This window comes from Thermoclostridium stercorarium subsp. stercorarium DSM 8532 (genome assembly GCF_000331995.1).
In the GTDB taxonomy this organism is placed as follows: domain Bacteria; phylum Bacillota; class Clostridia; order DSM-8532; family DSM-8532; genus Thermoclostridium; species Thermoclostridium stercorarium.
In genome coordinates this window covers 16,545-41,306 of sequence record NC_020134.1, presented here as the reverse complement: position 1 = coordinate 41,306, position 24,762 = coordinate 16,545, and the positions used below count along the sequence as shown (strand labels likewise).

Here is a 24,762-nt window from a genome sequence, read left to right as displayed (position 1 = left end):
CTTCTATACCGCCTTTTCATTTATTCAATATATATAAGCGGGGCGGCTATAATTCCAAATTCACGAAGCTGGTATTCGTAGGCGAAAGCGTTCCCTTTCGTACGCCAGGTATTAGGGCCGTAGTATTTTTCAACCCTGTTACAGTTGTGCAGCTGGCCGAACATGTTAAACCTGTTGCCGTAAAGGGTTATCTCAATCGTATGCTCTCCCTGCGATACGTAACCCAAATTCAGCCTGTACGGCGAGAATATAATATCCCCTTTTTTGGCATTATCCAGCGCAACTTCCACAAGGGCACCCCTGTACTGCGGGATTTCTACTGTCATTTCCCCCTCAGGGACGTCAATATTTACAATATACGTAATATTGCCTCCGTAAAAACTCAGTCCCTGCCTTGTCACGTCACCGAAAAACAAGCGTTCCGGAGGATTCGTAATAATGACTTTATCACCTTTTACGCACGTTCCGAAATTGCCTGTGATAAAACACCACTCCAGGTCGGTTTTTTCCCCGAACGGAACGGTCAATACAAGCTGATTTACGCCCTTTTTTATCCCCGGTAATTTCATAACATTAAAGCATTTATCGATGAAAAAGCCGTCCGCCCGGTCTGTTACAGCCACGTTATTCCATTCCGCGGTGACTCCTTTCCCCTCAAAGGCGAGCTCCGCTTCATGCACATCGGTTTCCGACTCGATTTCGAAATACAGTTTTACCGTATGCGGGCATTCGGCCTCAGCCGGTGAAAGCCATGGCTGCGGAAAACTGTCGGTCCTGAGAGGGTAGCCGAGTTTTGTTCTTATTTTGTCGTCAATCCTGAGTACTTCTTCCCTTTCAGAAATTTCGCCGTTATCAAGGCTGTACCTGGCCATGTCCAGCAACAGTACGTTCTTTTCTGAAAGCCTGTATTCCCACGGGCCGTTTAAATATTTGATATATTTCACGCCTTTATTGACTTGTCTACCGACGCCGGAGCTTACGGATTTTTCGGTCGTATCGTTCGTCCCGGTTTTCAAAAGCCGGTAAAGGAAACTGTCATGCTCATATGCCGTCTGTTCAAAATATGTCCACCCGTCTTTTCCGCGCGCCTGTATTTTCTGTTTTTCTCCGGTAAAAGTGTCGTAACGCCATACCTCATAGCTTCCCCTGACCTTTACGGTCAAAACCTTTTCTTCAGGCAGTTTCAATGCCTCCACCGGTTTGCCCGGGGCAATGAACAGCCATTTGCATTCGGCTTCATCCCGTAACTGGTACAGGTAATTTTCATTCCTTGAACTGTCACGGTTGACAATGTCTATCTGTCTGAAAGGCTCCAGCGCGTCCAGCAAATCGTACTTGGAATTGTTAATAACACATTCTCCCAAACATTCTATGTCAAATTTTCTGTCTGAATCCCCGTCGATTATTTTCGGAAGGTTTCCGAGTATTATGACCTTTCCGCCGTTTTCCAAATGGTTTATCAGCATTTTCACCGTCTCGGAACGAATTGTAATCAGCTCGGGTACAATCAGTACTTCATATTTCATATCTCCGAATTGAGTATGCCTGTTTCCGGAACCCCTGTACAATTCTTTTACCATTGACTCGGCAATAAAATCAAAATCCAGATTTGAAAACAGAAGCCAGTCAATTATGCTTTCGAACTCCTGCTGGAGTTTAAGCCGTTTCTGTTTTGTCTGACTGTCGGGCCCCCACAGGAGCCAATAGCTTTCTATCGGATGGATAACGGCGATATTGACGCAAGGTACACCCCTGGTCATGCAGACATTTACCCTTGAAAAATGATCTTCTATGATATGGTATTTTTTGTACCATGGAGAATGATAATCAACCGGCGCGGGATAATCCCTTTTGGATTCTCCGCCCATGCCGAGCCAGCTCAGATGCGGCACCCTTACGCTCACTCCCATTGCGGCCTGCCAGTCGCCCTGAAGTTTATGCCCGCGAAAATCAAAATCCCAGTTCGTAACCCCGTACAACTCGCTTAAAACCCCCGCCTTTCCAAACTGCCTGGCCACACTCTGAGCCTGTTTTACCGTGCTGTATTCGTATTTGTTTGCCAATATATCAACGCCGGGAAGATCAAAGCTGCGATAGGATCTCATGGCTTCGCCCAACGCTCTGGTTTGGGATTCCAGAGTGCTTTCAGCCATCATATGGCCTGTCAGCATGAGATTGTGTTCCCTGCACCATCTGCCCACGGTATCTGCAAAGGAAGAAGCAAATAATTCGGCTATGTGTTCATGGTACCAGTATCTTATACGGGAAAATTTACCTCCCTCAAGTTCCCAGAATATTTCGGGCAGACTATCAAGAAAACTGCATCCGAATCTTTGCCTGAAGGATTCCTCAAACAAGTCTGTATACGGAATTCCCACTTCCTGTCTGCTGTCGGGTTCAGGCAGGTTTTGTTTCAGAACAAACTGAGGTTCATCGGTAAAAACAGCGGGTACCGATTTTGAAAATTCCCCGCCCAAAATTTCAAAATACTTTTCATGGGTGACTTCAATGAATTTCTCTACAGCCTTTTTATTAAGCGTATCTACGTAGGCCTGGTTGTTAAACCATGGTAAATCCCCTGATATCACCCGGTAGGCATACCAGGTTTCACCTTCCGCACTATCATTATCACCGGATTCAATTCTCTTATACGAGCTTAGGTATCCGTTTTTAAGCACCACTTTATACTCGGCGATTAACGAAAGATACCCGTCTATGCCAAGGCGGTTTTCCCGGGGAATATGCCGTTCATAATAACCGCTCTGATGATAGAACGGTGAGAACAGCAAATACCTGCTCCTGAAATTGTGGTCTTTCGTGACAAAGCCTCCTCCAAATCCCGACGGCCATTTGTCTTCATCGTAGAGCCAGGTCAACATTCCCAGTTCTTTGGCTTTGGCATTGCATTTTTTGACGTAATCGAGGAATTCATCGCTTAAATACGGAGTGTTAAGACCTATTCTGGAGTGGATATGAAAGCCGCCCATCCCCATTTCCTTAAAAATTTCTATATGCCTCTCCATGTCTTCCCAGTCCAGTTTTTTATTCCAGGCCCAAAACGGAGCACAGCGATATTCCGAAGTGGGGTTGCGGAAAAGAGACTCGTCAAATTCTTCCCGGCTATTTTTAAAAAACATGTCAGATGCCTCCTGATGTCATTCTTCAATTTCAATTATTCCCTCTACCTCAACCGTAACATTAAGCGGAAGCTGGCTTACGCCAATTGCGGACCTTGCCGCCCGTCCCTCCTCTCCGAATATGTCTATTAACAGTTGGGACGCACCGTTTGCAACAATATGCTGTTTGTCAAAATCGGCGTCGCTGTTAACCATAACGGTAATCTTCACTATCTGTTTAATTTTGTCCAAATCTCCCACTTCACTTTTAACGGCGGCCAACATATTTAATACACAAAGGCGTGCCGCATCCTGGGCATATTCAATATCACGTTCCTTACCTGCCCTGCCCCAGTATTTCACTTCTCCGTTGACCCAGGGTATTTGCCCTGAAACATAAAGAACATTCCCCACTCTTCTCACTGGTTTGTATAATCCTGCGGAAGATACCTCTGGAAGTGTATATCCGAGTTCGGATATTTTGTTTTCTATCCTCATAACCATCCCTCCGGATTTTTGTTTGACGGCATAATATCAAAAAGTTAAGAAATGCGGATATTTAAGTACAGTATATTGTTATTTTTTTTTAGCTGTCAATAAAAAACCCATTTTCCCAATTTCCAAAAAATAAAAAAACAGCAGAAGCCTTTCAGCTCCTTTCTGTTTTCCGCAGTTTTGTAAGCAGAACCAATCTTTTTCCGATTTAATTTTCATATTGAATAAACGGATCGGGAATTACTATTTTGTGCGCTTCTGCATCGCTTACACCAACATAAAGCTCTGCGTATCCGTCTTCCCGTCTGATAAGGCCTCCGCTGAAAACCACGTTTTTTAAATCGCTTCTTTTGAATTCACCTTCTTCAAAGTTTTTCCTCGCCGCAATGATTTTCAGAGGCGAAGCCTTTTTAGTTACAGGATCAAACATAAACACCATGGGATAATAATGCCTGTTGCCCTCATCGTCAAAGCGGGCGATATGCCCCAATACTCCTATTTTGCCGTTTTTCAGGAGATGAAGCTCATTAACTCCTCCCCACTCTTCGTCTATAAACTGGTTCTCGATAAGCGGCGCCCGTTCAATTACTTCTTCGTTGAGTTCCTCCAAAGTATTTATGACAGTAAAGCCTATCTTTCCTCTTCCCCCGATTTTTCCCTGTGGTCTTGTAAATATCCCGATTTTTTTATCGGCCAGTTCCACCAGTCTGATGTCTTTCATTCCCAACGGGCCTTTTGCAAAAAATTTCAGATCATAAATGCTTTTTCCACGGTAGAAAAAAGTTCTCCACAGCAGCTGGTGCGGAGCGTTTTCATTTTGGAAAACATCTACGCCGCCGAAAATAATTTCATCATTGATTTTGGTTACAAACGGATCCTGAAGATCAAATACCGGCGTACCTTTCATAGGAATCCAGGTTTCACCGTCGTTTACAAAAAACATCACTTGCGAGAATTCAGAGTCCCGTTTTTCCACTCTTGCAGCTATTACTTTTTTCCCGTCAACATCAAAGGGAGCAGTTATGTTATAAACATCTCTGCCTTCCACATTGGCAAACTTAATTTTTTCGCCCTTTGCCATAAGCTGCGTTTTTTCAAAATTTTCAAGCAACTCAATGCAACTTTGAGCCTTAATGTTTACTTCCATAACTATCCCCTGTCATTAAAATTTATAATATCCTGTAATATTTTATATATATAATCGGCTGTTCGGCTACAAATATAAGAGAACTTCAAAAGCACAGATGCCCCGCCGAACACCCTTTCAAATACGGTTTTCAGCCTTTCTACCCGGATATCCGGTTTTATTAAATATAGCGCGGAATCATCGGCACAACACCGGAAAAAATTTTCTTGAAGTGTTTGGATTTTTTAATCCCTTTATTTTTATTTTTTCTATTATTTATTTACCCGGACAAACGTAATTATAAAAAAATTTTTAAGATTTTGTTGCTTTCAAAAAAAGGCAAACTTCCTGCCTTAATCGCCGCCGGTATTCTCAAATTTTACTGCGGAAATTTCAATATCAGTTATATTTAAACTAAAGGTGTTGTATTTTGGTACAACACCTTTAGTTAATTGTCAATATGTGCTTTCTCCTTTTAATCGCATATTTGGTTAGCAATGATTTCCGGATATTTTTCCGGAAACATTCAATCAACGGCGGCAATGCCGTGACAGGTGAAAATGTGGTATACCAGCCTATTTATTAAATTCCTGCTTTTTTCAAAATAATCCGGGAAATAAAAAGGCGTAAAAAAAAGGCGCAGGAATACAACTACATGTTTTTGCCGAAGTCTTTGTTAAAATTCAGCAAGGATGCTCTGACAATATATTTGCTTCCGTATTTTTCCCTTATCCTGTCTATACTTTCATTAAGCTTTTTCCTTTGATATATTTTTTCCGGCAGGCTGTCAAACATGCTTAACTGTATTACGGGCTCCTTTACAAGGTCGGACGTCGCAACGCCTATAAGGCGGATGGGATCTTTCCTCCAGGCCAGATCAAACAATTCGGTGGCAGTTTCAAATATTACATTTGTATCCTGAGTCGGAACGTTCAGCTTTTTTCTTCGGGAGTAGGTTTCAAAACTGCTGTTCTTAATATTAACGGCCACCACTCCGGCATACAGGCCTGCTTTCCTGAGACGAGTACCGACAGTTTCGCATAAGGACAGAATATACATCCTTGCCGTCTCCCTGTCGGTAATGTCAAATTCCACGGTGGTTTCGTTGCTTAAATCCTTTGCCTCGCTTTCCTCGGTCTGTACTTTGGAATAGTCTATGCCGTTGGCATATTCCCATATCATTCTCCCGTATTTTCCGAACTTCTGTTCCAATAACGAAACGTCGTATTTTGCCAAATCACCTATTGTTTTAACACCCAACGCGTGCAGTTTGCCGCATGTAGCCCTACCTACCATAAAAAGCTCTGAAACCGGAAGGGGCCACATTTTTTCCGGTATTTCTTCCTTGAAAAGCGTATGAATCTGATCGGGCTTTTTCAGGTCCGACGCCATTTTCGCCAGCAGCTTGTTCTCCGATATGCCTATGTTGACCGTAAAGCCCAGCCTGTCCCTTATCTGATCTTTTATTAAATAAGCCAGTGAAATAAAATCATTCCCGTATTTTAACTTAAGTCCCGTGACATCCATGAAGCATTCGTCAATACTGTACTTCTCTATGTCAGGAGTAAAGGTCTGAAGCAGATCGGTCATGGCCTTTGAATATTCGGCATAGGCGGCATGGCTTGGCGGAACGATAATCAGACCGGGACACTTTTTCAACGCGCTGACAACGGGTTCACCGGTAACTATGCCGTATTTTTTTGCAGGAATGGACTTGGCCAGAACCACGCCATGCCTTTTTTCGGGATCGCCCGCCACAATCGCCGGCACTGTCCGAAGATCGATATCACTTCCTCTTTTCAACCGTTCCAGAGCTTCCCAACTTAAAAAAGCCGAATTTACGTCAATATGAAATATTACTCTGTCCGATATCATAAAAACCACTTAAACCGTTTGGATAACCCCCAATACAGTAAAAATTATAGCATAAATAAAATACAAAATCCTGTATTCCGTCTGCAAAATCATATCCCGACGGAATACAGGAATAACAAACCGGGCAATAGAGGGGAATTTCCCAAAAATTCAAGCGGTATATAATTTTTTTATTATTTCTTCCAGTTCAGGCCCTTCTATGGACATATCCCTGATTTTACTTTTCTCGTTTATTTGCTGTATGAACTCATTAAGGTTTATTTTTGAAAGGTCAAGCTCCACTTCCACATCCCACTCCGACGGCCGTTTCCTAATGTCAATTCCGTCCCCGCCTGCAAGATTTATTTTTTCCCACGTTGCAATACGCAAGGTCCGTTTTTCTCCCAAATGTTTTTTGAGCTTATCCATGCTGCCGTCAAATACAATCTCGCCGTGATTGATGACAATGACACGTTTTGCAAGCCTCTCCACATCTTCAAGGTCATGGGTTGTCAATATAAAAGTAGTACCCTTTTTGTTCTGTTCCCGGATAAAATCCCGGATTTTTTCCTTGGCTATGACATCCAGACCTATGGTAGGTTCATCAAGGAAAATTATAGGCGGCTTATGCAGCATTGCCATTATGAATTCGCATTTCATGCGTTCGCCAAGGGACAGCTGGCGGGTTGGCTTTTTGACCAGATCTTTCAGATCGAGCATTTCCACCATTTCATCAACGGTCTTTTTGAATTCATCGTCCGGGATCCTGTAAATGGCCTGATTCAGATAAAAGGCATCGAGGGGAGGGATATCCCACAGAAGCTGGGACTTCTGCCCAAAAACCGCACCTATGTGCCGGACATATTTTTTTCTTTCCTTCCATGGCGTGAACCCCATAACATTCACGGTTCCCGACGTGGGGTGCAAAATGCCCGTCAAAATCTTTATTGTTGTTGACTTTCCCGCGCCATTCGGCCCCAAAAAACCAACCAGTTCACCCTCCTCAATGTCAAAGGATATGCCTTTTACCGCTTCCACAATCTTTTTCTTCCTCACAAAAAGGCTTAACAATGCTTCTGTGAAGCTGCTCCCGCGCTCATACGAGACAAATGTCTTTTTAAGTTCGGATACATGTATCATAATGATCACCTGAAGCTACAAATGTCGCGTTTTCGAAAATAACAGGTGTTCTGTATCAGCCACCAGCGCTGGTATAATTTTTTACCATCCTGTAATAAAAAAGAAAACCCAGCAGTAAAAAAACAATTGAAGACACCAAGGCCAAAATAACGGTCTTGTCCACACTCCCCAGCAGCGCCGATGCAGGGTATGACGCCAAAAGGCTTACCGGAATTATATAAGTCAGAACCGACTGAAATGATTTTGTGAATATGGACTTAGGATACATACCAAACTCCATCACCGACATAAATATGTCGTATATTCTGTAGTTTCCGACCCAAATTATTCCGAGCCCCGCCATAAACAATCCGAAAGCGAACATAAGTATAAGGGAAAACAGAAACAGTATGAAAAAAGAAATCCAGTGAGACAGGGGCTGGGGAGGCAGTTTTTTAAGGGCAAATCTGAAAAGCAGAATCCCGCCTATCAGTTTTCCCAAATCCTCACTGTCGAAGGAAGTTGCCAGAGTCATAAGAAGTATTGAGCGAGGTTTTATAAGCAGCAAATCAAAGGTTCCTTCCTGTACCCGCCCTATTGTATTCCATACCATTCCCATGAAAAAAGGAAATGAAATTCCACGGGAAAGCAGAAATATGCCCTGGAGAAGCAAAACTTCATATTGGCTCCATCCAGGGAAAGACGCCCCGTTTTTATATATTATCAGCGTAATAACTGGCCCTGCAAACTCAACCACCATCATAATAAACATACTCATGATAAAATCGCCGCGGTATGCCATACGGGATGCCAACGCCGTTTTCATGCCCTGCAGATACACGCCCAGCGCGGAAAAACGCAGACTTCTTATTCCGGAAGCATTTTTCTGTTTTGTCATGCTCCCACCCCCGTAAAACGTTTTATGCCGAAATACCACAAGATACGGTTAAACAGAAACATGACAATAACCATTACCGCCTGGATAAACACTATATGCGGGATGGGCATGCTTATTCCCGCCAGTTCGTATTTTCCGATAAAAACTCTTACCGGCACGTAGGAGACAAACTGGAAAGGCAGGAAAAAAAGAAATTTCTGAAAACCGTAAGGATACAAATTAAGCGGCAGAAACGCGCCCGAACAAATGCTTGTTAACACAACCACCGCCCTGCTGATCCCGGCGGTTTTTACAAACCAGAAAGCTAAAGTTCCGATTGTATATCGTATCAGGAACGACAAAATGAACCCGAGAATCAATGAAATCAAAGCCCAAAACGGTTCGGCAGGAATCAGTCTTACGCCGAACAGTATGTAAAAACACATCACCGGAATAACTTCTATCAAAAAAGCAAGTAACCTCTGACCTATCTTCTGTAAAAACGAAAAATATATATGGGATACAGGCCTTAGCTGGAAAGTAATAAACTGGCCTGTCTGTATCAGCCTTTGCAGGATATTCTCCGAGTTATCCCAATTCAAAAATTCAATCAGTGAAGATACGGCGAAATAAAGTATCATCTGATCAAAACTAAATCCCGAAACCTGGTCCCTGCTTTGGTAGATCGCTCTCCATATAAAATAATGGACCAAAAAATAGACAGGCTGAGAGAAGATTGAAACGGCCATCTGGCTTCTGTATGCGAAATTTTCTTTATATGTAGTCATTATAACCGTTTTAAAAACCCGCGGCGGCTTATTTTCTTTTTTTGTAATCCTGTCTTTCATTACATTACTACTCCAATTCCTAAGCGCAGCAAAAGCATAACGTTCTCGCAAAAGAAAAATATGTAAATGTAATACATAATTATATTTATATTAAAATGAATTTTCAATATGAACCTGGTTTTGTAAATTTATAATAACACCTCTTTCGGTTTGCCGGAAAACAATATTCTGCTTTAACGTTGCAATAAAGTAAAAAAGGCAAAATAAAAATTTATTTAAATAAAAAAAAGGCTGAATCTAAATCCGATTCAGCCCAATCTATGTAAAGGCCCTCGCAAGGCCGGATATTTCTCTTTTTAGCTGCCCTTTAATCGGGCACCCCCAAGCCGTTAAAGCGGGACAAGCTTTAAAACGTGCGGGAGCTTAGGGGGTGTACCTGATTATAAATTTATATAAACAATGGCAGTTGACATTTGTTATGTTGTAATGTAATCTTTATATGAAGTCAAGTCAGTTCTGAACATCGATTTGGATTTTGCGTTTGTTGTCGGGTTTTGCCTTTGGCAGCGTAATGGTAAGTATTCCGTTTTTATATACGGCTTTAATGTCGTCCTCCTTCACATTGTTGAGGAAGAAAGATCTTCTGAAGCTACCGTATGATCTTTCTCTTCTCACATAATTTTCTCTTTCTTCGTTTATTTCCTCATTCTGTTCAACCGAAATGGTCAGATAACCGTCATCGACTTCTATGTTTATGTTATTTTTATCAACTCCGGGAAGTTCGGCGTCTATTATCCATTCCTTGTCGGTCTCACGTATGTCTGCCTTGAACGGCGAGCCCCATCTTGCAAAAAACGGATCGTTGAAAAATTCATCAAAGAATCTGTCAATCCCGAAGAAGTCATCCCTTCTTACCGGGTTTCCAAATCTTTTTGAGAACGGTACCATACCGAACATTTATAACACCTCCATAAATATCACTCTTTTATTTAACTTTGACTTTCTTTGACCTTTCTGCTTACATTTTAATTTCTGATATAAAAAAATACAACTTTTGATTTTGACTAACTTTGACTAATTACAGCCATTATAAAAAAATAGATTTAACTTTCATTAAAACGCAAGGTAATTCTTTTAATTTCTCATCCGCATAAAAAATTTTCGGGTAAAAACTTATCAGAAAAGTTTCATTGGGAAAAAGCAATGCTACATATAAATATCCTAAAGTTTTCGGTATTTGTCAATATTAAACGGGATCATATGCCGCATATCCCTTATTTCAAAAACGCCCATGAATATAAGCATTGCAATCATCATTCCCCCGCAAATGCCGGCTGATACTAAAAGTATTAACAACTGTGAGTTTAAAACCGAGGATACCGCCATTTTTATGACCGGTGCCGCAATGATCCCTGAAATTGAGGCAACAAGTGGTTTTATAATCCAATCACCTATCTCAAGGGACATGCCTGTGGTTTTTATTACCGTCCTCATATTAAGCATCGCTCCGGCAAAATTGCTTACTATCAGGCTCGCAATATACGCATTCAGTCCTAAGTACGGGATTCCGAACCATACAAAACCAAGCCGGATCAGGCTTGTTATCATGGAATGCTTCAGCGTGGCGGTCTCTTTTCCAAGCCCGTTCAGTATGCCGAGCAGAGTCTGCTGGAGATAGAAAAACACAGCGGTAAATGACAGAAGATACAACATATGTCCGACGTTCTGACCGGGATATATCAGATCGGAAATTTCGTATGCGAAACATATAAAGAGACTTGTGAACAAAAACCCCAGCACAAGGGTAACGCGCACTGACCTTGAAATCTGTCTGTTTGCTATGTTCATTCTCCTTGTTGCCACCGCTTCCGCTATTGCGGGGACAAGCGCCGTGGCCAGTGCGGCGGTAAGCATTGAAGGAAATGAAATAACAGGGGATGCCATACCCGTCAGTTTGCCGTACTGGGTAAGGGCTTCCTCATGGGTCATTCCGTAAACCGATAATCTCTGCGGAATCCAAAGAAATTCCACCGTCCCAAGAAGTGATAATACCAGCCTGTTTGCCGTTATCGGCAACGAAATACGCAAAAGCGCGACGGCAATATCCCTTTTTCGCATAATTCTCTGACGTGGTGTATGTTTGTCGGATTTACGGAATTTATACGCAATAAACACCGTCAGGACGTTTGCAATCTCACCTGTAATAAGGCCGATTGTCGCAAAAAGGCATTTTTGTTCCAGATCGCCGTTAATAAAAAAGCCGGCAATTAAGTATACCACAACGAGTTTTGTAACCTGCTCTGCGACCTGGGACACGGCATTGGGTATTACTTCCTGTCTTCCGTAAAAATACCCCTTTAACGTCGATAATGCTGCGATGAAAGGAATGGTAGGCAGCAGGTAATATATTGCGCTTTTTGTACGAACATCCCCTACAAAAACATCTACTACAAAGTCAAGGTTAAGCAGTAAAACAGACACAATTACGGTTCCTGCAATGAATACCGCAACCCCTGAGACAACGGTGATTCTTTTCGCATTCCTGTGATTGCCCAGTGCCGTCTCTTCAGCGACGAGCCTTGATATTGCAATACCCAGACCTGCAGTCAGACCCAGCAGAATAAAATTATAAACCGGAAGCACGAGCTGAAAAAGTCCCATTCCTTCGGCGCCAATGGAATTTGCGACAAAAATTCTGTAGAAAAAGCCAAGAAGTTTTACAACAAAACCTGCAACGGTGAGGATAAACGTATTTTGCTTAAGAGATTTTTTTCTCATAGACCCCCGGAACAAATATTTTGAGTTATAGTTTGTTCATATAAAAAATATATGGCCGTGCCTTCAATAACATTCGGAATAAATTGAAAAAGCCTGCGTGAAAGCAGGCACAATTATGTTAACTGTTTTTTATACATTTCATTGCTTATCTGGTCTACATCGGTAATTTCATGAACCGATCTGTCATTTTCCTTTGCATCCTGCCTGTTCCCCAGCGGAGCGCCGTCCTGTGGTGAATCGGATGAACCGAAGGACAATACCTCCTCAAGGGCCTGTTCTCCGTCGTAAGGCTCATCGCCTTCAATGTCATGAATGTAATCACCTCTTATCTCCTTTTCCAGTACATCCTCTTCCACGGGCCTGTGCCCCGATTTGCTTACCATGTCGTATTTAAGTTCCTGTTCTTTCAGACTTTCGCATTTTACACAGTTTCTCGCGTAGGGTATTATTTCAAGCCGTTCAGGTTCTATACTGTTTCCGCATGTTTTACAAATCCCGTAGTTTCCCGCTTCAATTCTGTTCAGCGCGTCGTCTATTTCCTTTATTATATACTTCTGCCCGCTTTTCAACGCCGACTGCATCTCGGCATCAAAAAGTTCTGTAGCTGCGTCGGCCGGATGGTTGTCATAACGAGACAGTTCACTGTCCTCTGTTACTTCGTATCCTGAAGGAAGCCCTTCATGCATATTGTCAAGAACTTCCATATGGTTTTCCTTCAATTGTTCCAGAAGGTATTTGTAATGCCGGTATTTTTCCTTTTCCATTTAAATCCTCCTTATATCTGAAATTCCCTTTGATTCTTTATTATTTCCTGATTCTTTTCAGAAATAAAAATAATTACCTAAAAGTATAAAAAGCATTGTCTTTGATTGTGCATATAACGACGGCATGATATAATGAAAAAAACAGTGTGAGGTTCGGGAAATGAAATATTTGATCAGACAAAAAATTTTTTCGCTGAGAGACAGCTACACAATTAAAAATGAATTCGGAGAAGACTGCTTCATTGTTTACGGCAGGATTTTTTCACTGGGTGATAAGCTGCACCTAACCGACATGCAGGGAAGGGAACTTTTCTACATTGAGCAGCGTATTTTCCGTCTGTTGCCCGAATACACCATTTACCGGAACGGCGTTCCGGTGGCCCAGGTAAAAAAGAACTTCACTCTGTTCAGACCAAGTTTCACTATAACCAGTGTATTCGGAGAATACAGCATAGAAGGCAATTTCTGGGCTTATGATTTCACCGTTTTTAAAAACGGCGCGCCTGTGGCAATTGTATCGAAAAAATGGTTTACTTTCTCTGACACTTACGGCGTCTCAGTGGACGACAGCGAAGACGCAGCATTCATTCTCGCCTTGGTCATTGTTCTCGATCAGGTTTATCATGACGGAGAAAACAACACTTAAAAAGCCTCTGAATTTCCAGAGGCTTTTAATAATTCCCGTTTTTTATATTGTCCATTCGTCATGTACCACACCGACAAGATACCATTTTCCTTCCTTTTCCTCAAATACAAGCTTGAGGCTTTTCCAGTCCATTCCTCCGTATTCCTCGTTTCCGCTGAAATAGTATTCAATTACGTGACTTCCCTTATAAACCTCAAATACGTTGTTTATTGTGTTTCCCCTGTCATATCGTACATCATAGATAATTTCGTCGGCATTTATGAAATCCCTGTCATACACAAATCTGCTAAGGTATTCTGAAAAAGTAAGCTCTATTGGCTCACCCGAGCCGTCATAAAGTCCCCATGTATACACCTTATCACTTTCCAGCAATGTCTTAATTTCTTCTTTTGAAATTACAACATCCCTTTCCAATTCCACATACGTGTATGGGGAGAAACGTACTCCTTTATCGGGATGGACATACTGCGAAAGAGTCTGCATGTCTTTATCCCTAAAAGCAGTAAGCACTTTAAATCCCAGTTCACGAATACTCCTTTCAATTGCTTCGGGAGTATTCTCGGCTGTTCTTATAATGCTTTCATTTCTTTCAAAAGGCTCGTCAAAAACCATATGACTATAAACCTCCCTTTTCTCCCCCTCGATCAGAAACTGGACCTTTTTAATTTCTGGAAGTTCTGTAAGGGAGTTTACCACCGAATTTATAAGAACATTTTCAAAGGCGCTTCCGCCAGGATTGTTTTCAACAAATTCCTTTGAAAGATTAAGGTAACAAACGCCGTCCCTTACTTCGGACGATAAAAGCTTTGTTCCCTCGGGTATAACCGTATTCCTTCCGTCTCCTTCCGGACCTTTCTGAAGTTCTCTGAATACAACTTCTTCAATCTTTTCGCCGTTTTTTATTTCAACCCTGCGCTGAACCGGAACTACAAATTCTGCACTCTGATTTGGAAAATACAGCGTAAGATTGACGGTTTCAATTCTCACGGTGGGTACAGGAGTGTCTGCAGGAGTTTTGGTTATCTGAGTCTCCTGAGATCGGTCAGGTTGGGTGGCTGTATTGCGCTTAAGCGAATCGTATTTCGTTCCGAAATAGAAAGCCGTCCCGACAAACGCGCATACTAAAATTAATGATAACACAGGTTTTAGAATACTTCTCCTTTTGATTAATGTTTTATTTCCAGCACTTTTATATTCGCCTTTTTTCAACGAATTCATCACCCTTTCTGTAAACATATCATCTATATAATCCTCTTCCGCGAGGTAATTTTCGGTATCCAGCAATATGCCGTATTTTGCCCGGCATATACTGCATTCGTTTAAATGCAGCTTTATTTTTTCCCTTTCCCTGGCTGATACATTTCCTTCGATGAACGCATCCAAATCTTTCACCGATAAATGAATTCTCATCAAAATTCACCCCCGTGCCTTTCCATATATTTTTCGCATATAGTCTTTTTTGCCCTGAAAACCCGCATTTTTGCGGCCTCTTCGGAGATTCCCAGAATATCTCCTATCTCCGCATAGGAACAATTTTTTACATATTTCAGTATCAACGGAATTCTCTGTTTGTCCTTTAAATTTCTTATAAGTGAAATAATTTCCCGCCTCCGCTCGTTTTTTTCATAAACATTCTCGGGATTCCCGTAAACTGCGGGGTTTTCACTCACCATCGCGTCATCAATTGGTATTGTTTTATTCCGTTTTTCTTTCCTCATATAGCTTTTATAGGTGTTCACAGCAATGCGGTATATCCACGTGGAAAACATCCATCTGTCATCATATTTGTTAATATTGCTGAAGGCACGGATAAAAACCTCCTGAAGTATCTCTTCGGAGTCATGCCTTGAACCGGTCAGCTTTACAAGAAAGGAAAATAACCTGTTTTTATATTTGTCCACCAGTTCTCCGAATGCTTCTATATCCCCATCCCGTATTCTTCTTATTTGCGTCAGGTCCTCCTGCATTACACCACACCCAAAAAACTCATACTTTTGTCTTCATATACTTTATACTCCTATTTTTATCTGAAGTAACGATTTTTAATAAGAAACATGCTAAAGCAGAGTTTTAAAGACATGTACCGAATTATGACGGTATATTTAACTGACCTTTAAATCAGTAAAAGTGATATACATATCAAAATCGTATTCTGAGGAAATAATCAAGAAACGTAAAATAAAAAAATGCTCCGGTCTCGATATTTTTCCGTTTGCCGGGAAACCGGCAAACGCACTTTGGATTTCGTACAGGCTTGGTATATTTACTTGTTCACCGGCATATAAACCATACTTGAAATTACACACATGCTGACAAAAAAAAGGGGCCCCGACCGGCAAATCCAACGCTTATTCAGCGCAGTCAATCCGTAGTCAGAGCACTCCTTACACGTTCCAAACTTTGGTGCGCCCAGCAGGAATCGAACCCACAACCTTCTGGTCCGTAGCCAGACGCTCTATCCAGTTGAGCTATAGGCGCGTTTTTTAACGTGCAATATATATAATAATATAAACCTTCAAAAAAATCAACCATGGATTAAAAATAATTAATGTAAATATATTACAATTAGTGCAGGTTATTGAACAGGAATGTAAAAAAGAGCATTCATGCCTTTACATTTCCAATAACAAAAAATATAATATAGTTAATACAGGTCATGGTTAATGGAGGCTCATAATGCGGATTTCCGGTATAACATACGTAAAACGGAAAAAAAGATGGCTTCCAAAGCTGCTTTCGATACTGCTCATTATAATTGCTGTTGCGCTGGTTGTTATATTATTTTTATTAATGTTTACCAACGTTCACATACCATATATAAGTGAATGGTTGGAATCATAGGGCCTCATGTTTTCCGCGGCTCTTTTGGCTAAAGAAGTTCCTTGCGGTTTAAAATGATTACAACCACCAAAGACAGCAGCACAGTTCCTACAAGTACCAGAACCCAGCTTAAGGGACTGTTTGCGAAAGGTAATTGCATGTTCATTCCGTAAAAGCTGAAAACAATGGTGGGTATGGAAAGCACTATAGTCACCGATGTTAAAAACTTCATTACAATGTTCAGGTTGTTGGAAATAACCGATGAAAAGGCATCCATCATACCATTCATAATGGTACTGTATATACTTGCCATTTCAATAGCCTGTTTGTTTTCTATGATTGCGTCTTCCAAAAGGTCCTGATCTTCCTCATAAAGCTTGATATATTTTCCGCGCAGAAGTCTTTCCAGCACCACATCGTTGGATTTCAGCGAAGTGGTGAAAAACACAAGGCTTTTTTCGAGCTCCAGAAGCTTAAAAAGCTCTTTATTCCTCATCGACTTGTGAAGACTGCCTTCAAGGTATTCGGTTCTTTTGTCTATCTGTCTCAGATATTTTAAATAATCCCTTGCATTATTATACAGAATCTGAAAAATAAACCTTGTTTTCTTATAAGTGTAAAGCTCCTTTACCTGCTTATTGATAAATGGTTTCAGTACCTGTGCTTCATGGGCGCATATTGAAATAAAATAATCGTCCCTTATAACAAGAAGCCCCAGCGGTATCGTTTCAAACTTTAACGTTTCTTCGTCCTGATAGGCATACGGAATATCTACAATTATCAATATCTGATCATCTTCAACGTCAATTCTCGGCTTCTCTTCTTCATCAAGCGGGTCCCGCAGAAGTTTCGGGTTAATATTCAGCGCTTCCTGAATCATATTAAGCTCTTCTTCGGTCGGATCAGTTATATTAATCCAGCATCCTTTTTCAATGGTATCAATACGTACAAGCTCATTATTGGTTTCCATCGTTTTAAAAATCTGAATCATTTCGGGTCACCTGCCTTCTTTAAAGACTACCTTAAAATGATAAACTAATAAACTTAATAACTCAAGCCCAAAAAAACAGTCCGCAAAAAAGCGGACTGTTCGGATGTATTCCGGTGTTGTGAAATTATGCAAACGATATCACATTTTTATATTTCAAGTATTTTTACCGCATAAGGCTCAAGGCTTACTTCAATCCTGTTTCCTTTATCGTCGTTAATTACAGTTGTCTCACGGTTCTCCCCGTTATTTATCACCACAAGCCTTCGGCTGTTCGGGAAGTAAGCACATTCGGTGTTAAAGTTGCCGCATGTCCAGCGGTTAATATACTCTTCCCTTCCCATAGCCCAGAGTATTGCTCTGAACAGCAGTCTTGTATTCTGCGCGTTAAACCTGAATCCTGAGAAATAAACACCTCTGCCGTCAGCAAATTTTCTTGCCGCTATTCTAACATTTCCGCCTTTTTCAGCCAAAACATCCGTTTCACCGTCAATTGCATATACATTGTCAACTTCGGTGCCGAAATCGGTATCTTCTTTTACTTCATCAGTAATGAAATGCTTTTCTGTCAGGGTATATTTGTATTTGTTCCTCGACAGCGTGCGTCCAATCTCCCTGTCAACGCCAAGTATATGTGAAAGCTGGAAATACTGGCTGCTGAATATCGTTGCAGTTGGTTCGGCAATTCCTATAAATCCCCCTCCCGCTGCAACCCACTCGGTAATTTTCGCAACAATCTCAGGATCTTTCCAGTTATCGCCGCCACTCCATGCACTGTCCAGTCTGCCGCAGTTGATGATAATTTTAACGTCATCGGGGATTCCTTTTTCCCTTATATCGTCAAAGCTGATATATTCCACATCCAGCGGCAGTCCGGCCAAAGCCTCGTTAACGTGGTTCAGGTCCAGTTGAGGCTGCTCATGCATGTGCCCGCTGCAAATCCATGACCTGAGTCTGCCCCAGCAGGTTAAAACCGCAACTTTGCCCGGAACGGTATAAGGCTTATCATTTTCATGCAGGCTTTTTAAAGTTCTGAACTCATTTGCGAGCTCTTCTATATAATCAATAAAATCGGGGAAATCCTTAACCAGATGCAAATACCCTCCAAGGCCTATTCTCTGTACCGGTGCACGCAAAAGAGCACGGCGAACCTTCATCCAGAAATTTTTCGCATCTTTGGTTGGGTTTCCGCCTTCCTTGAACGTCGGCTCGCCTTTCAAACCCGTCGGAAAAAGATACGGATGAAGACGCAGTTCGTGAGTTTCGACCCCGGTTACGCCTGCGCATTTTCTTGCCTCAAAGGCGTTAAACACGCACTTTATAATTCCGTCGAAATTAAAATCCTTAAATCTTGGGCTGTATGGTTCCACGCCAATCCAATGATCGTCATAGAACACATAAGCTTTCTTTCCGTACTTATGGACCAGGTCTACGCATTTTCTTCCGAAAGTAACCACGAATTCATTTATAAAATCCATCCATGCCCTTATTTTGGGCGAAGGGACATTATGGGTATTGTTCAGCAGCCCTTTGTTGATAAAATCTTCCGAAGTAAGCTTAATACCGGTCTTCTCTTCAAATTTTGTCATTGCGTAAGGACTGACCGAAAAATCATAAGAGCCCCAGTCGGAATAACGGTACCTGAAATGTTCAGGATCATCGCCCCATAACCAGCAGAAGTTATAAAACATGGACGTAAACCTTACAACATTTGTGTGCGGGTGTTCCTGCAACCATTTTTCCAGGTGACTTAATATGAACTCCTGGGTTTCGGGGTAAATTGGATCTATCGGCATGAGATGTTCCCTGTCACCCCAGTTGTTCGTAATATGATTGTACATTGATATGGCTTCCCATATCCTGTATGCAAGAAAATTTACAGTATACTTATGCCACTTTTTTGCGTTCTTTATAACAACGGTACCCGTCTCTCTGTTGAATTCCCAGTTGTCCTTCGGTACCTCTTCCCCCGTAGTCCTGTCAAAAACCTGCCACCACTTTTTCGGATCGTCGTTGCAGTTAATTTCAAACTGCTCTCTGAAATACCCTTTGAGCAGATCTATCGTAACAGTGCTTTCTGACGCTATTACCGGATCCGACATGAGGAAATTTTGCTGAAGTTTGTCCCTGTGTGCCTTTGCCCAGTCATTGACACCGCGTATAAGGCATAAAGTGGAATATATCTCATAACCGGATGTCAAAATTCGTGGAGACAGAACAGTACCGTCGCTGTCCCTTATTACATCGGCTCCCCACTTTTCAGCAAGTTCAAGGGTCAAATCTTCATATCCCGCTTCTCCGGGTAAAGTAAAAAATCCTTTGCTTTTATCTGTCATAAATATGCCTCCTTCACTTTATTCTTCCTATTCCGCAGACAATTCAGCATTTCTTAATATTATCTGGCTCGTATCCATACCAGCATTTCGCCTTCACCACGATTACCCCACAGATAATACGGAATGGCCTTTATTTTTACCGGTCTGGTTTCGACGCTCCGATACGGTTTGTAAAGTTCGTCATTCCATCCTTCTTCAACGGTTCTGAACCCTTCACCGGTTATTATTACCGTGCCCTCGGGAAGATCATTTGCATTTCCGGTTTTAAATTCCTTGTCAACACAAAGGCTTATTGCTGAGAGATTCGGACCGTTATCAATTTCCTCAAGGCAGTATACAAGCGGACCACGCATAATGCAGACCTTTCCTGCGTTTTCCCTAACTTTTGGATTTGACGCGATTATCTCAACGGGCATTTCGAAAAATATCCTGATACTTTCGCCGTTATGCCATGTCCTGTTTATGTATGCATATCCTTTTTTAATTTCATACCCCGCTTTCTGATTGTTTATGTATATTTCAAATTTCCTGCACCAGGATGGCACCCGTACGGCGAACTTAAAATTCATAGGCTGGTTTAAACTTATTGAAAACTCAATTTCCCCGTCATACGGATATTTTGAATTTTGACTGATTAAAACTTTCTGATTGCGGATATTTGCCTCAACGGTTCCCCCTATATACAAATGGGTGAACAAGGTATCATTGTTCACGGAATAAATATAATCGCCGAGGGATGCCAGAAGTCTTGCTATATTCGGAGGGCAGCACGCACAGCTGAACCATTTCTGCCGCTTTGCCTTCACATGATGTTTGCCCGGATCTTTTTTACAGGCTTCGGGCCATACTTCAAGAGGATTGACATAGAAAAATTCCTTTCCGTTTCGGGACATTGAACCGGGAACTAAATTATAAAGAATTTTTTCCATCACATCCCCGTATTCGCCGGACGGATCCATTTTCAGCATTCTGTGGGAAAAGAAAACAAGCCCTATTGACGCGCAGGTTTCCGCGTATACCGTATCATTCGGAAGATCATAATCAAAAGTAAAAGCTTCGCCATGACGCGTGGAACCTATACCGCCTGTTATATACATTCGGCGCGTGGTTATATTTTCCCATAACTTTCTGCATACTTCAAACAGCTCTCTGTCGGAGGTTTCATAAGCAATGTCGGCCATTGCACTGTACATATAAACGGCACGAACCGCATGACCTACCGCTTTGTCCTGCTGACGCACAGGTCTGTGTGCCTGGTTGTATTCAAGGTTTGGCGCAGGTTCTTCCCTTTTTGTCCAGTGGGATATCCTGTTCCTCACGTTTTCCCATTCATACAGGAAATAATTCGGTTCCTTTCCCCGTTCGTTGATGAAGTACGAACTTAACTTCAAATATTTCGGGTCTCCCGTTGCTTTATACAGCTTAACCAGTGCCAGCTCAATTTCCTGATGACCGGGATAGCCTTTTATTTTCCCTTCCTCAGAACCGAAAATAGAATCAATTAAATCGGCAAACCTGCAGGCAACTTTAAGGAGCTTATCCTTTCCGGTAGCTTCATAATATGCCACCGCAGCTTCAATCAAATGACCAGCGCAGTACAGTTCATGGCATTCACACAGATTTGTCCAGCGCTTTTCGTTTTTGTTTATTATGAAGTATGTATCCAGGTAACCATCAGAGCATTGAGCCTTTTCAATTAAATCTATCATTTCGTCGGCCGTTTTCTCAAGCTCCGGATCGGGGTGAGTCATAAGGCTGTGACCTACCGCCTCAAGCCATTTTGCCACATCACTGTCCTGAAACACAAATCCATGAAAATCTCCTTTTTCAAGTCCCGCAGCTATTTTAAAATTTTTAACCGCATGGCTTGGCTCAGCTTCGGGAACTCTGTCATTCAACACTTCCCACTGGTAAGGAATCATCGTATCTCTTACAAGCCGGGTATAAAATCCGAAGAAGCCATCATCAATTGTGACATTCTTCTTTGATACATGCTCCATAATTTTCACAACAATCCTCCTCAAAGAGCTTTTGGAAGAATCAGTTTAAAAAAATTCCCGATGATTTAAGAATACTGTAAATAGGAAAGATTGTCATTAGGATTTTTTATTAAAAGTTTAGGATAAGGAAATAAAACAAAACGGCACACGGTATTCATTACCGCATGCCGTAACTGTTATTCCGTACCATTTTAATTTTGCAGGTATTTTTTAAGCGTAGCCCTTACGGCTCCCGGACCCTGTACAAGTTCTTCGAAATATCCAAGAACTTTGTCGGCAAGCCCTGCTTCAAAAAGATTTACTCCGAAGATGGATGTATCTGAAAGAATGGGTCTTAATTTTTCATCAAAGGGCCCTTTATCACCGAGTTTAATCCCTTCGGTTACCTTCCTCAGGTGCTCCATAAGCGGATCAGGGCTTAGAGTAAACGGCTTGCCTTCATCGTCCACGGCAAGCAAATACCTTAACCATCCCGCCAGAACAAGAGGAATATACTTTAAGTCTTTTACGTTCAAATCTTCCCTCTTCTGATAAGCCTTTATGGTTTCCCCGAACCTGATCGCCAGCTTCTGGGACGTATCGGTAGCAATTCTCTGAGGCGTGTCGGGCATAAACGGGTTGGGTAACCTTACTTCAACAACTTCCTTTATAAAATCCTTAGGATTGATTATGCCGGGATTGATTACCACGGGCAGTCCCTCTTCATAACCCACTTTTTCCACCAGTGCCTTAAGCTGTTCATCTTTCATTTCATCGTGAATTGTATTATATCCGAGAAGGCATCCGTATACCGCAAGGGCGGTATGAAGGGGATTCAGGCAGGTACAAACCTTCATTTTTTCAACCTTGTCAACCGTTTCCCGGTCGGTGAAAATTACGCCTGCTTCTTCGAGGGGCGGCCGGCCGTTCGGAAACAGGTCTTCAATAACAAGATACTGCGGCTCTTCAGCATTTACAAACGGAGCAGTATAGGTATTTTTTGAGGTTATAATAAGTTCGGTGCTCTCAAGCCCACATTTTTCAAGCATTTCCTTAACGCCCATATCAGGTCTCGGTGTGATTTTGTCAATCATGCTCCATGGGAACGATACCTTTTCGGGATTTTCAATGTAGTCCACAAATCCTTCGTCAACAAGTTTATTCTTGGCCCACTCCTTAGCAAATGTGCTTACCGCTTCATAAAGCCTTGAACCGTTATGAGAGCAGTTGTCCATACTCACAAGGGCAACGGGATACTTTCCGCTTTTATATCTTTCATAGCACAAAGCTGTAAGTTTTGCGATAAAACTTTTAGGAGACTCGGGCCCGGCTTTAAAATCACTTTCCACATCAGGGTAATATTCACCCTTGGCGTTTTTCAGGCTATAACCCTTTTCTGTTATCGTAAAACTTACCATCTGCAGTGACGGATTTGAAAAGATATTTTTCAGTGTTTGCCAGTTATTTTTATCGCCTGTATCCGCTGTAAGCGCTTCCACAACAGAAGCTATTACCTTTTTATCCATATTTCCGTCGTGCTTCAGAACAACCAGCACACTGAGATTATCATACGGTTTGTAAGCCCTTTCAATAATCTCATAATCATAGCCTTCGCATACGATTATTCCCCTGTCGCTTTTTCCTTCGTCAAGAAGCTTCTGCTGGAGAGCAGCCGGAAAAGCCCTGAATATATTCCCTGCGCCAAAATGCAGCCATATGGGGTTCTTAAGCGTGTTTTCCCTTACCATTTCACGATCAAACCTGGGCATTTCAAACCCGGCTTCAAGCCAAGGCTTCATGTCTTTCAGCCCTGAACTGTTTAAAATCATGTATTTCACTCCTTCTTGTTTAATAGTATAGGCCATAACCTGCTTAACAAAGTTTATAGAATAATATTATCATGCAATAAAAAGCCGTTCAAGCCGATAATATAGGTTTTGCTCAAACTACAGCAAAACCCTGCATTCCCTTCCGTTGATTTCAATAAAATCCGGCTTCACGTCGCATTCAAAGGCCTTAACGCAAACACCGTTTTTTTTTGCATACCTAAGAGCTTCTCCGAATTCCAGGTGGGTTTCGTCATTTGGTGTAAAGTATCTTATATTATTCATCTGAATAATAAAAATTATATATGCGTCAAAACCGGCCTCTTTTGCCTTAACCAGCTCATATACGTGTTTTACTCCCCTCAAGGTAGGCGCGTCAGGAAATTTTGCAATGCCGTCATTTTCAAGTGTTACACCCTTTACCTCAATGTAAGCTTTACGGACTGTATTTTCAATATAAAAATCAAACCTTGACGCACCATATGTACTTTCCCGTTTTATTTGGCCGATTTCGTCAAATCCCGGAAGGATTAACTTTTTCTCAGCCAAAGCTTCATAAAACACTGCGTTGGGAGCCTGCGAATCAATATTTACAATACTTTTCCCTTTTTTAACCGATATCAGCGAGTATCCCGTCTTTCTCATTGAATTGCCGCTTTTTTCAAGGTAAACCGTAGCCCCTTCAATAAGCAGTTCTTTCAGCCTTCCGGTATTTTTAACGTGGCATATTGTTTTTTTTCCTTCAATCATGACCTCAGCCGAAAACCGGTTCAGCCTTTTTATGAATTTCCCCTCGCAAATATTTGAGTACTGCAGTTCTGCCACTGTCCTTTCATTAAAATGTTGATAAATTTACCCTTCAAGGACTTTTACGTAAAAATTCCTGTTTCTTGGCCCGTCAAATTCGCAGAAATATATTCCCTGCCATGTTCCGAGAAGAAGCCTGCGGTTTTCAACAATAACCGTAACACTGCTTCCCATAAGACTTGCTTTTACATGAGCAGGCGAATTGCCTTCAAAATGCCTGAAATCAGCAAGGTGAGGTACCAATCTGTTTAGAGCCAAAAGCATATCGGATTTAACATCGGGATCGGCATTTTCATTAATGGTAAGACCTGCGGTTGTATGTGGGCAAAAAACCACGCATACCCCATTATTTATACCGCTTTTCGCAACTGCTTCGCTTACCTGGGATGTTATATTGTAAAAACCTTCAGCTCCGGTTCTGATGCTGTATTTAAACACCACCC

At 41.8% G+C, this 24,762-nt stretch carries 19 protein-coding genes and 1 tRNA gene; 1 reads left to right on the top strand and 19 read right to left on the bottom strand.

What is annotated here, in order from left to right:
• Window positions 1-20: 20 nt before the first annotated feature.
• The 10 genes from CST_RS00190 to CST_RS00140 form a co-directional block, all read right to left on the bottom strand.
• Window positions 21-3,137, bottom strand: coding sequence for a glycosyl hydrolase family 2 protein (locus tag CST_RS00190; RefSeq protein WP_015357769.1), 3,117 nt, complete (start codon window positions 3,135-3,137; stop codon window positions 21-23).
• 18 nt (window positions 3,138-3,155) lie between these two features.
• Window positions 3,156-3,614, bottom strand: a complete 459-nt coding sequence (locus CST_RS00185) for a RidA family protein (protein WP_015357768.1) — start codon at window positions 3,612-3,614, stop codon at window positions 3,156-3,158.
• Window positions 3,615-3,819: 205 nt separating this feature from the next.
• A complete protein-coding gene (locus tag CST_RS00180) occupies window positions 3,820-4,758 on the bottom strand; it encodes an MTP-1 family protein (protein WP_015357767.1) in 939 nt (312 codons plus the stop codon).
• Window positions 4,759-5,388: 630 nt separating this feature from the next.
• Window positions 5,389-6,612, bottom strand: a complete 1,224-nt coding sequence (locus CST_RS00170; RefSeq protein WP_015357764.1) for a DNA polymerase Y family protein — start codon at window positions 6,610-6,612, stop codon at window positions 5,389-5,391.
• Between the two features lie 150 nt (window positions 6,613-6,762).
• Window positions 6,763-7,731: an ABC transporter ATP-binding protein gene (locus tag CST_RS00165; protein ID WP_015357763.1), complete on the bottom strand. Its 969-nt coding sequence runs from the start codon at window positions 7,729-7,731 to the stop codon at window positions 6,763-6,765.
• Between the two features lie 55 nt (window positions 7,732-7,786).
• Window positions 7,787-8,608: an ABC transporter permease gene (locus CST_RS00160; RefSeq protein WP_015357762.1), complete on the bottom strand. Its 822-nt coding sequence runs from the start codon at window positions 8,606-8,608 to the stop codon at window positions 7,787-7,789.
• Window positions 8,605-9,435, bottom strand: coding sequence for an ABC transporter permease (locus tag CST_RS00155; protein WP_015357761.1), 831 nt, complete (start codon window positions 9,433-9,435; stop codon window positions 8,605-8,607). The genes CST_RS00160 and CST_RS00155 overlap by 4 nt, the downstream gene beginning before the upstream one ends.
• A gap of 450 nt (window positions 9,436-9,885) precedes the next feature.
• Window positions 9,886-10,332 carry an Hsp20/alpha crystallin family protein gene (locus CST_RS00150; RefSeq protein ID WP_015357760.1) on the bottom strand — a complete coding sequence of 149 codons (447 nt, stop codon included), beginning with the start codon at window positions 10,330-10,332 and terminating at the stop codon, window positions 9,886-9,888.
• 264 nt (window positions 10,333-10,596) lie between these two features.
• Window positions 10,597-12,153: a putative polysaccharide biosynthesis protein gene (locus CST_RS00145; protein ID WP_015357758.1), complete on the bottom strand. Its 1,557-nt coding sequence runs from the start codon at window positions 12,151-12,153 to the stop codon at window positions 10,597-10,599.
• Window positions 12,154-12,266: 113 nt separating this feature from the next.
• On the bottom strand, window positions 12,267-12,917 hold the full coding sequence (locus tag CST_RS00140) for a TraR/DksA C4-type zinc finger protein (protein ID WP_015357757.1): 651 nt from the start codon (window positions 12,915-12,917) through the stop codon (window positions 12,267-12,269).
• A 160-nt stretch (window positions 12,918-13,077) separates the two neighbouring features.
• Between CST_RS00140 and CST_RS00135 the strand changes: the two genes are divergently transcribed.
• Entirely contained in the window at window positions 13,078-13,563 is a 486-nt protein-coding gene (locus tag CST_RS00135; RefSeq protein ID WP_015357756.1) for an LURP-one-related/scramblase family protein, read from the top strand.
• A 42-nt stretch (window positions 13,564-13,605) separates the two neighbouring features.
• Here CST_RS00135 and CST_RS00130 read toward each other — a convergent pair whose 3' ends face one another.
• The 9 genes from CST_RS00130 to CST_RS00085 form a co-directional block, all read right to left on the bottom strand.
• Complete coding sequence (locus CST_RS00130; RefSeq protein ID WP_015357755.1) at window positions 13,606-14,973, bottom strand: GerMN domain-containing protein; 1,368 nt, start codon at window positions 14,971-14,973, stop codon at window positions 13,606-13,608.
• Complete coding sequence (locus CST_RS00125; protein WP_015357754.1) at window positions 14,973-15,530, bottom strand: RNA polymerase sigma factor; 558 nt, start codon at window positions 15,528-15,530, stop codon at window positions 14,973-14,975. Before CST_RS00125 ends, CST_RS00130 begins: the two co-directional genes overlap by 1 nt.
• Before the next feature lie 434 nt (window positions 15,531-15,964).
• Window positions 15,965-16,041, bottom strand: a tRNA-Arg gene (locus tag CST_RS00115).
• 391 nt (window positions 16,042-16,432) lie between these two features.
• Entirely contained in the window at window positions 16,433-17,374 is a 942-nt protein-coding gene (locus tag CST_RS00110) for a magnesium transporter CorA family protein (RefSeq protein ID WP_015357752.1), read from the bottom strand.
• 146 nt (window positions 17,375-17,520) lie between these two features.
• On the bottom strand, window positions 17,521-19,707 hold the full coding sequence (gnpA, locus tag CST_RS00105; protein ID WP_015357751.1) for a 1,3-beta-galactosyl-N-acetylhexosamine phosphorylase: 2,187 nt from the start codon (window positions 19,705-19,707) through the stop codon (window positions 17,521-17,523).
• A gap of 59 nt (window positions 19,708-19,766) precedes the next feature.
• Entirely contained in the window at window positions 19,767-21,707 is a 1,941-nt protein-coding gene (locus CST_RS00100) for a glycoside hydrolase family 127 protein (RefSeq protein ID WP_045750373.1), read from the bottom strand.
• A 191-nt stretch (window positions 21,708-21,898) separates the two neighbouring features.
• On the bottom strand, window positions 21,899-23,515 hold the full coding sequence (locus tag CST_RS00095) for a mannitol dehydrogenase family protein (protein ID WP_015357749.1): 1,617 nt from the start codon (window positions 23,513-23,515) through the stop codon (window positions 21,899-21,901).
• 117 nt (window positions 23,516-23,632) lie between these two features.
• The gene (gene sfsA, locus CST_RS00090) at window positions 23,633-24,328 is read right to left on the bottom strand and encodes a DNA/RNA nuclease SfsA (RefSeq protein WP_034842229.1); all 696 of its coding nucleotides are present in this window, start codon (window positions 24,326-24,328) and stop codon (window positions 23,633-23,635) included.
• 36 nt (window positions 24,329-24,364) lie between these two features.
• Window positions 24,365-24,760: a secondary thiamine-phosphate synthase enzyme YjbQ gene (locus tag CST_RS00085; protein WP_015357747.1), complete on the bottom strand. Its 396-nt coding sequence runs from the start codon at window positions 24,758-24,760 to the stop codon at window positions 24,365-24,367.
• Between the last annotated feature and the right edge of the window lie 2 nt (window positions 24,761-24,762).

Coding starts and splice junctions, on each gene's coding strand:
- CST_RS00190 (WP_015357769.1), bottom strand. CDS start 3,137: ATGTTTTTTAAAAATAGCCGGGAAGAATTTGACGAGTCTCTTTTCCGC.
- CST_RS00185 (WP_015357768.1), bottom strand. CDS start 3,614: ATGAGGATAGAAAACAAAATATCCGAACTCGGATATACACTTCCAGAG.
- CST_RS00180 (WP_015357767.1), bottom strand. CDS start 4,758: ATGGAAGTAAACATTAAGGCTCAAAGTTGCATTGAGTTGCTTGAAAAT.
- CST_RS00170 (WP_015357764.1), bottom strand. CDS start 6,612: ATGATATCGGACAGAGTAATATTTCATATTGACGTAAATTCGGCTTTT.
- CST_RS00165 (WP_015357763.1), bottom strand. CDS start 7,731: ATGATACATGTATCCGAACTTAAAAAGACATTTGTCTCGTATGAGCGC.
- CST_RS00160 (WP_015357762.1), bottom strand. CDS start 8,608: ATGACAAAACAGAAAAATGCTTCCGGAATAAGAAGTCTGCGTTTTTCC.
- CST_RS00155 (WP_015357761.1), bottom strand. CDS start 9,435: ATGAAAGACAGGATTACAAAAAAAGAAAATAAGCCGCCGCGGGTTTTT.
- CST_RS00150 (WP_015357760.1), bottom strand. CDS start 10,332: ATGTTCGGTATGGTACCGTTCTCAAAAAGATTTGGAAACCCGGTAAGA.
- CST_RS00145 (WP_015357758.1), bottom strand. CDS start 12,153: ATGAGAAAAAAATCTCTTAAGCAAAATACGTTTATCCTCACCGTTGCA.
- CST_RS00140 (WP_015357757.1), bottom strand. CDS start 12,917: ATGGAAAAGGAAAAATACCGGCATTACAAATACCTTCTGGAACAATTG.
- CST_RS00135 (WP_015357756.1), top strand. CDS start 13,078: ATGAAATATTTGATCAGACAAAAAATTTTTTCGCTGAGAGACAGCTAC.
- CST_RS00130 (WP_015357755.1), bottom strand. CDS start 14,973: ATGAGAATTCATTTATCGGTGAAAGATTTGGATGCGTTCATCGAAGGA.
- CST_RS00125 (WP_015357754.1), bottom strand. CDS start 15,530: ATGCAGGAGGACCTGACGCAAATAAGAAGAATACGGGATGGGGATATA.
- CST_RS00110 (WP_015357752.1), bottom strand. CDS start 17,374: ATGATTCAGATTTTTAAAACGATGGAAACCAATAATGAGCTTGTACGT.
- gnpA (WP_015357751.1), bottom strand. CDS start 19,707: ATGACAGATAAAAGCAAAGGATTTTTTACTTTACCCGGAGAAGCGGGA.
- CST_RS00100 (WP_045750373.1), bottom strand. CDS start 21,707: ATGGAGCATGTATCAAAGAAGAATGTCACAATTGATGATGGCTTCTTC.
- CST_RS00095 (WP_015357749.1), bottom strand. CDS start 23,515: ATGATTTTAAACAGTTCAGGGCTGAAAGACATGAAGCCTTGGCTTGAA.